At 62.0% G+C, this 14,280-nt stretch carries 11 protein-coding genes; 4 read left to right on the top strand and 7 right to left on the bottom strand.

What is annotated here, in order from left to right; genetic code table 11:
* Nucleotides 1-221 precede the first annotated feature (221 nt).
* Nucleotides 222-1,091 (top strand): hypothetical protein, encoded by an 870-nt coding sequence (locus BUS42_RS41080; protein WP_074317815.1) that lies wholly within the window; start codon nt 222-224, stop codon nt 1,089-1,091.
* A 289-nt stretch (nt 1,092-1,380) separates the two neighbouring features.
* Here BUS42_RS41080 and BUS42_RS41075 read toward each other — a convergent pair whose 3' ends face one another.
* Together BUS42_RS41075 and BUS42_RS41070 are read right to left on the bottom strand one after the other, a co-directional pair.
* Nucleotides 1,381-2,649, bottom strand: coding sequence for a competence/damage-inducible protein A (locus tag BUS42_RS41075; RefSeq protein ID WP_074317813.1), 1,269 nt, complete (start codon nt 2,647-2,649; stop codon nt 1,381-1,383).
* Nucleotides 2,650-2,773: 124 nt separating this feature from the next.
* On the bottom strand, nt 2,774-4,108 hold the full coding sequence (locus BUS42_RS41070) for a hypothetical protein (RefSeq protein ID WP_074317810.1): 1,335 nt from the start codon (nt 4,106-4,108) through the stop codon (nt 2,774-2,776).
* A 235-nt stretch (nt 4,109-4,343) separates the two neighbouring features.
* Here BUS42_RS41070 and BUS42_RS41065 point away from each other — a divergent pair, with 235 nt between their 5' ends.
* Entirely contained in the window at nt 4,344-5,420 is a 1,077-nt protein-coding gene (locus BUS42_RS41065; protein ID WP_074317808.1) for a glycosyltransferase family 9 protein, read from the top strand.
* Between the two features lie 72 nt (nt 5,421-5,492).
* Here the strand turns inward: BUS42_RS41065 and BUS42_RS41060 are convergent, their stop codons facing one another.
* The 3 genes from BUS42_RS41060 to BUS42_RS41050 all read right to left on the bottom strand — a co-directional run bounded on the left by BUS42_RS41060 (nt 5,493) and on the right by BUS42_RS41050 (nt 8,003).
* Complete coding sequence (locus BUS42_RS41060) at nt 5,493-6,395, bottom strand: DUF3179 domain-containing (seleno)protein (protein ID WP_074317805.1); 903 nt, start codon at nt 6,393-6,395, stop codon at nt 5,493-5,495.
* A 286-nt stretch (nt 6,396-6,681) separates the two neighbouring features.
* A complete protein-coding gene (locus BUS42_RS41055) occupies nt 6,682-6,885 on the bottom strand; it encodes a hypothetical protein (RefSeq protein ID WP_074317802.1) in 204 nt (67 codons plus the stop codon).
* Between the two features lie 113 nt (nt 6,886-6,998).
* The gene (locus BUS42_RS41050; RefSeq protein WP_074317800.1) at nt 6,999-8,003 is read right to left on the bottom strand and encodes a DUF1559 domain-containing protein; all 1,005 of its coding nucleotides are present in this window, start codon (nt 8,001-8,003) and stop codon (nt 6,999-7,001) included.
* A gap of 1,053 nt (nt 8,004-9,056) precedes the next feature.
* On the opposite strand from BUS42_RS41050, the gene BUS42_RS41045 reads away from it, so the two are divergent.
* Complete coding sequence (locus BUS42_RS41045; RefSeq protein ID WP_074317798.1) at nt 9,057-9,512, top strand: BlaI/MecI/CopY family transcriptional regulator; 456 nt, start codon at nt 9,057-9,059, stop codon at nt 9,510-9,512.
* Entirely contained in the window at nt 9,476-11,374 is a 1,899-nt protein-coding gene (locus BUS42_RS41040; RefSeq protein ID WP_074317796.1) for a M56 family metallopeptidase, read from the top strand. Before BUS42_RS41045 ends, BUS42_RS41040 begins: the two co-directional genes overlap by 37 nt.
* 162 nt (nt 11,375-11,536) lie before the next feature.
* On the opposite strand, the gene lptB is transcribed toward BUS42_RS41040, so the two are convergent.
* Together lptB and lepB are read right to left on the bottom strand one after the other, a co-directional pair.
* A complete protein-coding gene (lptB, locus tag BUS42_RS41035) occupies nt 11,537-12,427 on the bottom strand; it encodes an LPS export ABC transporter ATP-binding protein (RefSeq protein WP_074317794.1) in 891 nt (296 codons plus the stop codon).
* Nucleotides 12,428-12,478: 51 nt separating this feature from the next.
* Complete coding sequence (gene lepB / locus BUS42_RS41030) at nt 12,479-14,275, bottom strand: signal peptidase I (RefSeq protein ID WP_074317792.1); 1,797 nt, start codon at nt 14,273-14,275, stop codon at nt 12,479-12,481.
* Nucleotides 14,276-14,280 lie beyond the last annotated feature (5 nt).

The raw sequence follows: 14,280 nt of genomic DNA, 5'->3' as shown, positions 1-14,280 counted from the left end.
CAACCTTTTTGATGAGACGCCCTTCCGCGGAGAGCGTGGCTCCTGTGCCTCTGCCGGGTTCTCAACTTCAAGACCTTCAAGAATCGAGGTCAGACCGTTTGACCCGATCGACTTGATTAAGCTTATTCCGAAATCGCAAGTCCGTCAAAGCGCGATGATCGGAATCACCAATCGGCGATAGAATGGACCTTGAGGAACCCTTTGTCGCGGAGCACACGCCCATGGATTCGCACCCCCATCCACCGCACCCCAACCTTCCAGGGCGGATGTTCCCCGTCTTACCGATCGTCACGCCCGATGCGAATCCAGACTCGCGGGACACGCCCGGTTTTGTCTTTCCCGGTCTCCCGATCGTCACCCCAGATCCGCCCCGACTCTCCCAGCGCGAGAAGTACGGGTCGCTCTTCTACGTGGGTCTGTTCGGCCTGGCCGTCCTCATCGGCCTCATTGGCTGGTTCGCCCACGGTGCCTGGGCCCTCCGCGACGTGTGGCGGAATGTCTATGTCCTGCACGACGAGGCCCGCCCGGAGGCCGAACGCATTCGAGCGGCTTCGTCGTTGAGTCGTGACCCGAACGTCAATCAAAGGCAGCGTTGGGACATTTGCCTGAGGACCCCGCTCCCGGCATTGGCGCGGTATGTCCTCGCCGAATCACTGACGGCCGAAGCGGCCTCGGCGGATCCGCGCGAGTACGCGTTGACGATCGCTCGAAGCCCAGGCTGGCCAGTCTGGCTCCGACTGCTCCTGACCCGCCCGATGGCCTACGCCGCGGTGGACGGGGTCAAGTTTCCCCCGGTCGCGCTGGACGAGTTGAAGAAAAACCCGGATCGAGCCACTGCGCTCTGGGCCGCGTTCGTTCTGGGGCAACAGGATTTGACTGCGAGCGCGGGACGCCTGGAATTGGCCGCCGCCTGCCAGGGTTCGGGACCGGAGCGTGACCTTGCCTGCCTCTTACTCGACGCCAGTCGGCTCAAGGGGCGACCCGACGACCAGAAGCGATTGCTCGACCAGGCCACCGCCTGGCTTCGGACGCACCACCCCGAGAGCAAGACGCTCTGGTCGCAACCGGGCCTCAAGGCGGAATCAGGGTGAGCACTCCGTCAGCTAAAGCAGACGGCTTCTTGGGCGACGCATGCCGGTGCTACATTACCGCCCACTGGCCCGCTCCGGGCCAGCCAGCCCGCGAGGGCTGGGGTTCGCTTCGGGGCCGTCTCCCGACGGTCCATCGCGTAGAGGAGGTTGCCCCCCCCGATTCTTGCACGGGTGGTTACGGCGAAGCCCTCGGGACGAACAACGTGTTCTTGGTTTATTTGATTTCACTTATTGACTCAAGGGCGGCGATTCCCCTGTTGCTTAAAAGCAACGGCCCCCTCGCCGAATTTTATGGAATTTCCCTCGAGGGCATGGGGAGAAGCGCCAGTCGAGCCCAGTTCAGGGCGTGCTTGGCGGATCGTCGCTGAATGATCTCACGAGGTTGTTCGGGGCCGATCTCGAGCTTGCGTGTCTGGACTTTCCCATCGGGAGTTGCTAACCCGAGGAAAACGAGACCAACCGGCTTCTCAGGCGTTCCGCCGGTCGGCCCGGCAACGCCGGTCACGCTCAGGCCGAGGGTCGCGTGAAACCGATCGCGGACCCCCGTGGCCATCGCCTCGGCGACTTCGGCGCTGACCGCGCCATGGGTCGCGACCAGTGAGGCGGGGACACCGAGGAGCTCCTGCTTCGCCTGATTGGAATACGAGACGACCCCTCCGGGGAAATAGGCACTGACGCCAGGTTGAGCCGTGATCATCTGGGCGACCAGCCCCCCCGTGCACGACTCGGCGGTCGCCACCGTGGCTCCGGTTCGGACGAGTTGAGCGAGCAGCGCCTCGGCCACGTCATCCGTGCCTTCGCCGACGATCAGCTCGACGAACCGCGTGCGGATCAGGTCCAGGGTCGGCTCCATCGCCCGCCGTGCTTCGTCCTCGGTCGTTCCTTCGGCCGAGATCCGAAAACTGATTGTGGCGTCATGGGCCGTGATCCCAACCTCGGGGACGCGACCCCGGGCCGTCAAATCGAGGGCTGCGGCCTCGACGTCCGACTCCCCTCTGCCGAACAGGTTGATCTTGTGGTGGAGAATGACCCGACCACCCAAGGCGAACTGATTCAAACGGGGGCGGACCTGTTCGTCGTACATCACCCGCAGCTCGGACGGGACGCCGGGTAAGCAAGCGACAACGGCATTGCCCACCTTCATCCAGATCCCGGGGGCCGTTCCCACCCGGTTGGGGATCATCTCGGCTCCGAGCGGAAAGAGGGCTTGAACCCGGTTCCGTTCGGCCATCGGCCGGCTCCGCCGCGCGAACATGGCTGCGATTGCGGCGAGGGCCTCGGCGTTTTCGACCAACGGAACACCGGCGACCCGAGCCAGGGCCTCTCGGGTCAGGTCGTCCTGGGTCGGCCCCAGCCCTCCGCTCACCAGGATGAGGTCCGCGTGCGCAATCGCGATCTGGAAGGCCGCGACGTCCTCGTCAATGTCGTCGCCGAGCGTGGTGTGAAAGTGAACGGGGATCCCAAGCGAGCCGAGTTCCCGGCTGAGCCACTGGCTGTTTGTGTCGAGGCATTGCCCGCTGACCAGTTCGCTACCGATCGCGATGATTTCCGCCTTCATTCCCTCACCTTTTTATGGCTGAGCGGGCGCCGGCTTCGAGCGGCGTCCGCCTCGATGGCGTTCCCTGTTGGAGCCGCGGGCGCTCCGCCCGCAAGACCTATCATAGCGAACCGTGTCCAGGGGCTCAGACCTTGTTCGCGTCCGGGTTCGCGACCGGTGAGCGAATATAACCGGAGTCGGCCGGGGGTTGGTAATCGATGGTGGCGAGGTCGGGGGTCTCGATCCGCTGATGATTCCGGATCCGGCTCTCGAGCGCCGCGTCGAGGATTCCTCCGGTCAACAGGGTTCGCTCAACGGGATAGGGCGGCCGCTTCTTGTGCATGAAGTCCTCGATCCGCAAGACGAGCGGATCGAAGAACCGCGCACCCGGGGGCGCCGGTAGGTATGCCAAGGTGGAGACGATCTCGCCCCCCAGTCGGCCGGCGAAGGTCGTATCGTCGACGTGGCCATTGAGGATCAAGACGCTGGCGCGAAACCCATCGGCATATTCCACGAGGAAGGCGATCGGATGGCGCAGCCTCGTTTGAAAGTCGCGACCGGAAGGGGGTTTGAAGTCGACGGTGTTCTGCCTCATGTCTCCGGGGTTGACGGTATGGCTGCGGGAAAGCGCTTGATCGAGTAGCTGCCGCGACCAGATCCCCTTTTCGCCGGCGTCCCAAACCGCGTCTCCTTCCAGGCAAGTCACGGCGACCACGCCTTGGGGCTTCCCTTGCCGATCGCGGCGCTCGACCATGCACTGCAAGGTCTCGAGTGCGTGAAAGCCGAAGATTTCGAGGTCGCCGCGCGAGACCACCAGCGCTTCATTCCAGCGCCTGCCCAGAGGAACCTCGAGCGCGGGGAGCCTCCAGGTCACCGGCAGGCTGGAGCCGGCCATCAGGGGAAATTGAAGCTCCTGAGACTGCTCGACCATCGAGCGCGCCTCGGGCCGGCTGTAGGAGAGGTGCTTGTCGACGAAGACGGGGACCGAGCGTTTCGAGGCTCGAAAGACGTCGGTGACCTCACGGAAGAACCGGCCACGTGGGTAGAGCTTCTGGAGCTTTTCGTTATACGGATAATCGCCGTGCTCGGCGATCAGGAGAACTCCGTCGACGGCGAGTTTCCCGGTTCCCAGAGTCAGGGCATCGGCGATCGAGGGGCTGAGCCGGACCTGGTTTCGCGCCGCCTTGGCTCGCCCCAGGTCGGTCTCCTCGGCCACTTGCTCGATGAACAGGCTCGCAATCTCAAAGTCAGGGCGGTGCAGGCCACTGCCGTCGTGGACCACGAAGCCGTCGAGGAACCGGCCCATGATGTGGTAGGCGTGCGAAAGGTAGTGGTAGACGCTCGTCACCACGGCCAGCTTCATCCGGGGAGCCGACCCAGGAGCTCGAGGCCGCTCGTCCGACGCCAGGGCCAGGCTCGCCGACCCGACGGCCAGTCCGGTCGCTCCGAGGAACTCTCGTCGTGTCGCGGGCGGCGTCATAAGCTTTGACTTTCGTTTTACGTGCCGAAATCAGGCGGGCGGGTGAAGGACACTCGTCCCCGCAACCCCGGTTGCCAGCCGCGTTGGGTTCCACGCCTGGGATCCAAGGCAGTTTGGCGACCTGGAGAAGCTTTGGCAAGCGGCATCCGTCCCGCGGCGAGTCTTCGGTTGTCGCCCCGTCGTTTCTTGGTAAAATCGGCCTGTGCCCCGGCTCGGGAAAGGGAGTTCCCCCATCATGGTCAGACCGCTTCACGAACTACGCGACTTGCACCCCGCCCGGGTCTGCATCATCAAGCCAAGTGCGCTTGGCGATGTGGTCAATGCCTTTTCGGCACTCTCCGCGCTCCGCGCAATCTGGCCGCAAGCACGAATCAGCTGGGTGATCAACGCCTCGTTACGCGGGCTGGTCGACGGCCACCCCGAGCTTGACGACGTGGTCATCTACGATCGTGCCAGGACCAATTTTCGTCCCAGGGGCATTGCGACGTTCGCCCGGTTCCTGGCTCAGCTCCGCAACGGTCGCTACGACCTGGCGATCGACTTGCAGGGATTGCTCCGTTCCGGCTTGATGGCCGCCGCGACCCGAGCGCCCATTCGCGTGGGACTGGCCGATGCGCGTGAAGGCGCCTCGCTCTTTTACACCCATCGGGTGACGCCGCCGCCCTCGGCCACGCACGCCGTGGATCGACTGCTCAGCATCGCCGAGTCGTTCGGAGCCGACATCGCGTCCCCCCGCTTCGTGGTGGCGGCCGGAGAAGTCGACCGGGCCTGGGCGCGCCAGGTCCTGTCCGATGTGCCGACGCCTCGGTTGATGCTGAACATGGGCGCCCGCTGGCAGACCAAGCAGTGGCCCCCCGAGCATTTCGCCGAGGTCGCGCGCCGAGCGATCGCGTTGTACGGGGCGGGCTTGGTCGTCGTCGGCGCCCCCGAGGATCGGCCCATCGTCGACGCCTTTCGACGGCAGCTCGGCACGACCCCGGTCGTCGACCTGTGCGGCCGGACCACCCTGCCCCAACTGGCCGCCGCCTCCGCCGCGGTCGACCTGGTTCTCTCGAACGACTCCGGGCCGCTCCACCTGGCCACGGCGGCGGGGGCTCGCGTGGTCGGGATCTATACCTGCACGAGCCCGGCCTTGAACGGGCCGTATGGCCCCAATGCCACGGCGGTCGAGACCAAAGTCTGGTGCGCCGCGAGCTACGTGACGACGTGCTCCCGGCTCGAATGCTTCGCCGAACTCACGCCCGATCGGGTCTGGTCGGTCGTCGCGACCCAACTGGCCACTCGCAAGTCACTCCCCTCCCCGGCCGCTTGATCGGGTTTCGACTCGCAGGCATTCCACACCCGCCGGTTTCGGGAGAACGGAAACCTTTCAAGCGCGATTCGCTCACTCGCTCGGAATCGGCTTCGAGCGGTCGTTGCCAACGACAACGGTGGTGTCGGGATGTTGACCAAGCCAGGAGCCCCAGGTCGTCGAGGCGACAGGACGAAACGACTTGAGCGATCGGCCTTTCAAGGGTCCCGCCACGCAGACGAACTCGTCACTTTCAAGGGCCCAAACACTGCGCGTCTTGCGGTCGTAGAGGACAGGCTGTTTGAACCGCGAGTAGCCGGTCGAGCCAAAACTGACCGGTGAGCCGTCAACGTCACGGCGAAATGACAAGACTTTCGACCGCCCGCGATCGTAGAGGACGAGAAACGACGTGTCGCCGTCACGATCGTTCACCATTTCGATTTTTTCGAGCAGATCGCGAGGATAGACGCGTGTGCCGCCTTCAAGATCGAGGCTGAACACGTCTTGTCGTTTACGAAGTTTCTTTCCTCGCGCGCCTTGGGACGTTTCGATCATCGGGTAATCGATGCCCGGGATTGAGTCGCGTCCGAAGCCACCCTCAAGGGCGGCCAAATCGATCGAAGCCTCCGTGACGTCGTAGACTTCGTCGGGTTCGCCGCCCCCTTTTTTGGCGGCGAAAAGCTGCGTCCGCCCGTCTTTCTTCGAGAGAAAAACGGCGGCGCGGTCGTTATACGACCGTCGGAGATTCAAGCCGACATAGCCGATCGGCGCATTGTCTTCCGCGGCTTGAGACTCCTTCCTCAAGTTGAGGTACGAGCTCACCAAGTCACGAACCACCATTTGCCAGACGACCCCAAGTGCAAAACCGACGATGCCGATCGTCACGAGAAGACGCGGCCAGCGACGCCTCTTGCCGTCGAACGAACCGGCGATCTCGACGCGTGACATAGGGTCGAAACCGGTCCCGGAGTCTGAGGTTGGCCGCGTTGGATTCATGGTCGGAGACTCTCGACTTGGCGACGTACCTTCGCCGTGACGACCGCCAGGGCCTCTCCCGTTTCGATCTCAGGGGCGACGCCTGAGGGGCCATCAGAGCGAAGAAGCAAGGGACGGGGATCAAGATCAGGCCTTCGGGTTTGACGAACTGTGGTGGCAAGGTCTCGGATCATCGCCGGGGTGACCGTCGGAGTCCGGCTCAAACCAAAGGGTCCGGACTCCCAGGAAATCAAGGACGGATCTCACATCGGCGATATCAACATTCCCAATGAGCCTGTCTTGCCTCTTATTTCTTCGCACCCGTTTGCTTGAAGCCCCCATTCCCGTACTCTTTCCTCATGATGACCTCTCGCTCCTTCTTGGCCTCGGCCAATGCCTCGGTCGTGATCGGTGGAGGCGGTGCTTCTTGACAGCCTGCCGCCAGGAAGCCCAAGAGCATCAACAACAGGGACGAGACCGACACGAAAATCCGGCGTCCATGAATAGGCATTGCGAAACCATCTCATCTTGAAGTGACGTTGTGGATGGGTGATCGTCCGAACCAGGCGGTCCATTCACACTCGAATGGACCGCCGTCTCCTGATGAGCGCGTGGTCTACGGGGTCAGTAGGCATCCGAACTGATCACCTCGCCACCACCCCTAGTGCTCAGAGCCATCCAGACCTGGCGGTTGATCGAATCCTTGACGAACTTGACACTGCCGTCACCCATGGTGGCGTTGATTCCGCCGGAGTGGTAGGACGAGGCGGGCTTCATGATGTACCACCAACTCTGGTCGTCCATCGTGCAGCAAGTTTGGTTCGGGGTCCGAATCGTATTGAACCAGTTCCGCCAGATGCTTCCCTCGACCCACGTGTAGCCTTTGTAACGCCAGCCTCCAGTCCAGGGGATCGGTCCTTTGGCCCAGTCAATCGCATTGCAGGCCGCGACGGCTTGATCGACGGTGGACGTGCGCGTCAGCCCGCGAACTTCGTAGCAGTCCGAAACCTTCGATCGTGGCGCGCCGCTTGTGAGCGGTCCATTGGCCACTTCGGAAGCGAGCAATGTATTGCTGGTGCCATCGGTCACCGCCGCCAGGTTGAAATTCCCGGGCGTGAATGGCTGAAGCGCGGCGTCGTCATTGTAAGATCGACCGAAAACTCCATCCCACGAGCCCATCCGCGGCCACCACGTCCCTGAGTTCCACGCATAGGTCGATGCCCAGAAATTATATCCATCGTTGGCATACTGAGTATTGATTTCCGAGGGACAGAGATACGAGTTAATTCGGGTTCGACCGACCGTCAAGGTCATCGGTTCGGTCCAGATCCACCGCGCAGAATTGTTAAAATTGAACGAGTTGTAGATCGACGACTGTTCGATAAACGGCAAAAGGCCGACTTGGGCCGACAGCCCACCGGGCATCTCACCCATGGGGAGTTGTCCCCACGTGTCATGGTAGTTGTGGATCCCCAATCCGAGCTGTTTCAGATTGTTGACACACTGCGCTCGGCGCGCGGCCTCTCGGGCCGATTGGACGGCCGGAAGCAAAAGCGCAATCAAGACCGCAATAATCGCGATCACGACAAGAAGCTCGATCAGTGTGAATCCCTTGGGTCTGCATCGCATGTCTAAGGCTCCCCTGAACGGACTCAATGAAGTTTGATAAGAGCGACCGCTCCTATCCTCATCACCGCCGATGAGGTCTTCTCAGACTCGAACTACGGGGAAAGCGACTCGTCACTGCGAGGAGATACCTGCCAGCGGAGGACAGCCCTGCTTTACAAAACAACAATCGCCGCCACAAAATTCTTTATTAAACCAATCGTCAGGCAACCGGAGAAACTTGTCAATAAAAAATCCGTAATTCCTGAAAACCACATAATAACGACTCTATCGCTTGCATTTTTCCAATCACTGCACACAGCCATAACTGCTTACATCCACTCACATACGCACAAAATCCCATCGTGAATCGGCAACGAAACTCAAGTGGCACGCGGGCCGACGCAACGAGGACCGGGTCATGACCGAGCAAAGCCATCGCATCTGGATCCGCTTTCATGCAACGGCGATGATTTGATCGTGGAGGCGGTCTCGCCTTCCGAAGGTTTTGGGGAACGGTGGGGATTGGGATCAGTCCGTGGGTGAATCAGCATGACAGGACCTTGATGGCGGGTTTGGGGGCGCCGTCCCGTGTGCGAAGTCGATACGTCCTGACTTGGCGTCCGCAATTCCTGGCTGGCGTGGGATGAAGCGGCCGTGGTCTTTTTGTAATTCACAATTACCCGTTGGTCAATACCCAAGTCATCTTAGAATTCTATTTAACTTACTAACCAATTAGGCGCAATGACTTGCCATTACCACTCATAATCACACCCACAATTCCACAGTTTTCAAATTTTCTGCTCGAAACATTGTCAGACCCGAGTCGCGCAAAGCGACGCAGTTGGAGATCACAGTCGGGGATCGCCCTGATCCCAGCGGCATTCTCGTGACGAGAAGCTCCCGCGACACGAGCCCTACCCCGAACAGGTTGTACAGGACCATTGCCACGACGATCGAGACGAACGTCTGGTCCGCCGGGTCTCTACGGGTTTTACCGTTGACGTCTACGGCAAAACCCGTAGAATGTCCGCCGTCACATGGGACCGAGTTCTGGAACCGGGAGTCAATGCCCTCATGGCACGTCCGCGAGCCGAACAGCCGACCCCCGCCGAGTTGGAGATCCTCAAGTTACTTTGGGAGCGCAACGGCCCGGCAACGGTGCGTGACCTTCTGGAAGTCGTCAACCAAAAGGCCGACCCGCCTCGGGCCTATACCTCGGTCATGAGCCTGATGAACGTGATGACCGAGAAGGGGCTGTTACAACGCTCCCCTCAGGGACGTGCCTTCGTTTACGAGCCGGTTTCACCCCGTGAGCAGACACTACGGTCATTGCTCAGTGAAACGCTCGAGCGGGCCTACAGTGGTTCGGCCAGTCTGCTCGTCGCGCACCTGCTCGACCAGTCGGCGCCGTCGGCTGATGAGCTCGACCAGATACGGTCGCTCCTCGACGGGTATGAGCGCCGCGTAGGCGAAACCAAGGAAGGAGGTGCCCCTTGCAAGCGCTCGCGACCGAAGCGATCCAAGGGTTGAGTGGGGGCTTGGTCTGGCTCGGACTGCTGCACAGTCTCTGGTTCGGGCTGCTCACAGCCGCTCTCGTTGCGCTCCTCTTTCAGACCTGCCGGGCCATTTCGCACAAGACGCGGCACGCGACCCTACTGGCGGCGCTGTGCCTGGTTGCATTCAGTCCTCTCGTTCTTACGACGATTCATTACTTCTCGATTACTCAGCGCTCGAAGGCCAACGCGGTGAGCGTGGCGACGGCCGCCGAGATCGTGCCGGGACATTCGACGATCCAGCCGCGGGACGAGTCGTCCATGGCCGTGAAGGTAAGGCTCGGAGGAGTCGCTCGGGCGGCCACGTTGTCTCGATTCCTCGGCTTCACACGCGATCGCGGGGTTGTCGTTGCGCGTCTGGTTCGGCCATTCGCACTGACCGCCTGGGTGCTAACCGTCCTCGGCCTTTCGATCGTGTTGGCCCTCGGCATGATCAGATTAAATCAACTCTGTCGTGATGCATCCCCTGCCCCTGGAGATCTGCGGAAGCGGGCCCAAAAACTGGGTCGGCGATTGCGGCTCAAAAATATTCCGGCGATGCGGATCCACCCGACACTGGACGAGCCCTGTCTATGCGGCGCGTTCCGCCCGGTCATCTTGTTACCGGAACGTTGGCTCGCCGCCGCCCGCGCGGATTCGATCGACGCCGTCCTCGCCCACGAGTTGGCCCACGCGCGACGGGCCGACCACCTCGTGAACCTGGCCCAACGGATTCTGGAATCCGTTCTCTTCTTTCACCCTGGAGTCCGCTGGCTCTCGCAGTCGCTGCGCCGCCAGCGTGAGCTCTGCGCGGACGCCCTGGCGGTTCGCATCACGGGCGACCCGCTGGCGCTGGCCAGGGCCTTGGAAGCCGTGGCCCGCCTCCGCGTTGGGCCCCCCACGCCGCGCCACGTCGGTGCGACGTTCATGGGTGAGGGCACCTCGCTTCTTCCTCGCATTCAGGAGCTCATCGGCATGAAGCCCCATCGTCTCCGCCCTCAGTTCTGGCCCTTCGCCGCCCTCCCTTCGGCCGTGGCCGTGGCCTTCGTAGCCGCCTCCCTCGGATTCGCCGAGGACGATCCTGCTCCGCCCCGCACAGTCGTCCGTCCGCCTGCGGCACCGCAGGTCGGCCGCACGAGTGCGAACTCGCGTTCGGCGCCATCGATTCCGAAGGCCGAACTTAAGGGGCAGGTGTCCTACCAGGTTCGTTCCATCGACCTTGATGCGGACGCCTGGCGACACCACCTCCAGGATCGGCTCCCGTCGCTCGAGCAGGACGCGGACGGTCACGAGTGGATCTTCGACGAGCCAACCCTTTTTGCCCTCATCAGGCACGCACAAGCGGAAGCCAAGCCCTGTCTGATCCAGGCACCGACGATTGTCGCCTATGAGAACGATCGTGCGTTTGTCTTCATCAAACCCGGATGGACTTATTACGGCTCCGGAGGCAGCACGGCCCGATCCGGCGAGGGAGGGATCCTCGGTCTCGGAGAGGATGAGGGCAGACGCGTCAATATCACTGGATCACACTTGCCCCATGGGACGAACCTCCAGGTCGAGTTATTTGACTCGACGCTCATCCCTCGCCAAGCGGGCCCCGAGCGCGATCCAAAACGCGTCTCCGTGCACAAACTCACCAACGCGAACGTGGTCCGTTACAAGGGCTCGAGTGACGTTCCCGATGGTTCCAGCCTGGCCGTCAGCCTGGGACGTTACACACGCGAGGTTGGGCCTGGGGCGGCGATGATCGAACGGCTGGTTATCGTGACACCACGAAGAATCATCCTCGAACTCGATTCCGAGGGACAGCCGGTCATCAAGTCCTCCAACAAGCCAGCCGCCAGCCCAGAGAAGTATTGAGACGCGACCCCAACCCGATTCAAGAACCAGGCTCCGACGCGTCGGTTCGCCGGCGCGAACGGGACGGGGAGTCGACTCCCTTGTCCCCTTTCGGCTGCATCGCGTCTTGTTGGAGTTGGGGGTCGGGAACTCACCGATCCCTGTTCACTCCGCCACCACGAATTATCGGGGCGGCGGGATGACGGGGCCGTTCAGGCCGTCCTCGCGGGGTGCGAGACGGGTATCGACATCAATATGATCGATAACGACCTCGTTGGGGTCTTGGCTGGGGTGCTCGGGGTGGTCGTGCTGAAGACTCCGGCGCTGGATTTGATCGAGCAGGTGGCCGGCGTCGAACCGTTCGCCGAGGTAGTAACGGCGGACGTCGGGGTTGAGGAGCACCTCGCGTGGCGATCCATAGGCGAAGACCTGACCTTCGCGAATCAAGTAGCTCCGATCGGTGACCTCAATGGTCTCCCGAAAGTTGTGGTCGGTCAGGAGGATGCCAAGGTTGAACCGGACGGCGAGTTCGCGGATCGAGTCCTGGATCTCGTTGACCGTCTTGGGATCGATGCCCGCGAATGGTTCGTCGAGCATGATCAGCTTCGGGTCGGTAATCAACGAGCGCGCGATTTCCAAACGACGTCGTTCGCCGCCCGAGACGCGATTCGCCTTGGTTCTGCGAATGTGGACGAGGCCGAACTGGTCGAGCAGCTCATTCTGGCGGTCGACCCGCTGCCGGCGGCTCAGCTTGGGGAGCGTCTGGAGGATGGCCATCAGGTTGTCTTCAACCGAGAGCTGCTTGAAGACGCTCGAATCCTGGGCGAGGTAGCCCATGCCGAGCCGAGCCCGCTGGTACATCGGCATGCTCGTGACATCCCGACCGTCGAAGGTGACCTTACCGCCATCGGCGTTGATCAGGCCGATGGTCATCCGGAAGCTGGTGGTCTTGCCGGCTCCGTTGGGACCGAGCAGGCCGACCACCTCACCTTGCGAGACGTCGAAGGTCACACCGTTGACGACCTGGCGACGCCCGTACCATTTCTCTAAACCGCGGACTTCCAGCAAGGCCATGGGCCGATCCTCCGTGAAGACCCATGCGGGCCGATGGACCGCGTCCGGCGGTCAACGAATCCACTTCATCCGTTCAAGATAGGGCCGGAACGGCACGCGAAAATCGGGACTCAGGCGAATGTCCGGCCCGAACGGCTTTCCGTGTGGCCAGTAGACAAAGAAGGCTTTCCCCGTCAGCAAGTTCCTAGGGACTTCCCAACTCGCCCGATCCGACGTGTCCCAGCCAGCGTTCCGCTCGTCGATCGGTTTACTGAGGTCTCGGCGGTCCTCGTTGTTCCATCCTCGGCTATCCCGACTCATCGGGCTGTTGTCCCCGAGCATCAAAAAGCGATTCTCGCCGATCGAATACTCTTTGGGCGGTAAGTTGGCCAAGAAGGCGAATCGCGCGGGATTGGCCAAGTTGTCAAACAACTCCACCGTCGTCCTCGGAATATGCTCGTCGTCCCAGAAACTATCGTAATCGGGATGCCCAGGGGTGAGGGTATAGTAGATATCGCGTTTCAAGACAAGGTCGCTCACGCCAATCGAAGCCCCTTCAGCGCGGACGGCTGAGGGCGCCAGGTCGGCGTCCGTTGGTAGCACGGCGGTTGCCAGGTCTTCGTCATAGGCCAGGCCATCGCCAAAGATGGCTTTGCCATCGACGACCAGGGACAGGCGGTTATCGAAGTTGGCGAAGTAAACGTCGTGCGAGCCAACGCCGACCGACACGGCCGCGCGTTCCGAGCTCAGCGGTTTCCCATCGCGTGACAGGCTTGCCGTTCCGTCCGCCAGGTTGATCTCGGCCTGATTCCTGACCCCGCCCTCGACCAGCTCGAACTGGACGATCCCCTTGGCTTCCTTGACCTCAAGGCGGGTGGAAAGGCTCAGGTCGCCGACCCAGTCCGGGTGCGAGAGCGCGCCACTGTCGTCACTACGGGAGTTCGTCGATTGATTCGTGTTGTAGGAATAGAAGTCGGTAATCAGCGTGGGGCGCGGCTTCCGAGGCAATTCCTGCTCGTTCAGGATCGCGTCCCACTGCTCCGGGTCGGGCACGAGGTTGCGGTAGCGAAGTTCCGCCACCTCACCGGGGTTCGTGGCAATCGAGTACGACCCGACCACCCCTTCCTTCCAGGTGGTGGAGGTGGTTGACGACCAACGCAACCATTCCGGCTTATTCCACATCGCCGCCGCGCGATGTCGATCGTCGTAAACCATCATCGCCATCGCCCGCTGATGCTTCAGCGGCTTGCGTGCGATCTCGTAGTCCGCGCCACTCGAAGGCGGCTTGATGTAGATATTGCCATGCCTGATCCGCAGGTTCTCACCCGGGAGACCGACGAGTCGCTTGATGTAGCTGACCTCGGGTTCCTCGGGATAGCGGAAGACGACAACGTCCCACCGCTCGGGCACGGAGGCTCCGGGCAGAAAGGGCATGTCGTAGCCGAATTTCATGACGAGGATGCGATCGCCGTTGAAGGTTGGCTCATTGCTCAGGTCGGCATGGAATCGGCAGTTGACACATGTCCCCCCCACGACCCGTGAACCCAGCCGTCCCTCGGCGTTGCCGCGGAACCGGAACCCACCGATGCCGAGGGGCTGGGCGCCGCCGCCATCTTCCCCAGAGGCGTTGACCGAGTAGACGAACTTGCATTGGGGACAGGTCACTTCTTTATGACGCCCCATCAAGGTCGGCGCCATCGAGCCGGTGGGAATGACGAAGGCCTCGGCCTCGAACCCACGGACCAGAAGCGCAAGGATCATGGCGACGACGATGGCCTCGACCGTCTCGCGGTGGCCTTCCTTCTTCGCTGCCTTGGGCTTCGCGTCGGGACTCACCACGTCGGGGTGAGTCGCATAGCTCCGGTTCATCGTCG

The sequence above is a fragment of the Singulisphaera sp. GP187 genome, assembly GCF_900129635.1.
In the GTDB taxonomy this organism is placed as follows: domain Bacteria; phylum Planctomycetota; class Planctomycetia; order Isosphaerales; family Isosphaeraceae; genus Singulisphaera.
The sequence above is the reverse complement of the archived record's forward strand: the minus strand, read 5'-3'. Positions and strand labels throughout refer to the sequence as shown.

Excerpts from the sequence above, each read along its gene's own strand:
- BUS42_RS41080 (WP_074317815.1), top strand. The coding sequence starts at position 222 with ATGGATTCGCACCCCCATCCACCGCACCCCAACCTTCCAGGGCGGATG.
- BUS42_RS41075 (WP_074317813.1), bottom strand. The coding sequence starts at position 2,649 with ATGAAGGCGGAAATCATCGCGATCGGTAGCGAACTGGTCAGCGGGCAA.
- BUS42_RS41070 (WP_074317810.1), bottom strand. The coding sequence starts at position 4,108 with ATGACGCCGCCCGCGACACGACGAGAGTTCCTCGGAGCGACCGGACTG.
- BUS42_RS41065 (WP_074317808.1), top strand. The coding sequence starts at position 4,344 with ATGGTCAGACCGCTTCACGAACTACGCGACTTGCACCCCGCCCGGGTC.
- BUS42_RS41060 (WP_074317805.1), bottom strand. The coding sequence starts at position 6,395 with ATGAATCCAACGCGGCCAACCTCAGACTCCGGGACCGGTTTCGACCCT.
- BUS42_RS41055 (WP_074317802.1), bottom strand. The coding sequence starts at position 6,885 with ATGCCTATTCATGGACGCCGGATTTTCGTGTCGGTCTCGTCCCTGTTG.
- BUS42_RS41050 (WP_074317800.1), bottom strand. The coding sequence starts at position 8,003 with ATGCGATGCAGACCCAAGGGATTCACACTGATCGAGCTTCTTGTCGTG.
- BUS42_RS41045 (WP_074317798.1), top strand. The coding sequence starts at position 9,057 with ATGGCACGTCCGCGAGCCGAACAGCCGACCCCCGCCGAGTTGGAGATC.
- lptB (WP_074317794.1), bottom strand. The coding sequence starts at position 12,427 with ATGGCCTTGCTGGAAGTCCGCGGTTTAGAGAAATGGTACGGGCGTCGC.
- lepB (WP_074317792.1), bottom strand. The coding sequence starts at position 14,275 with ATGAACCGGAGCTATGCGACTCACCCCGACGTGGTGAGTCCCGACGCG.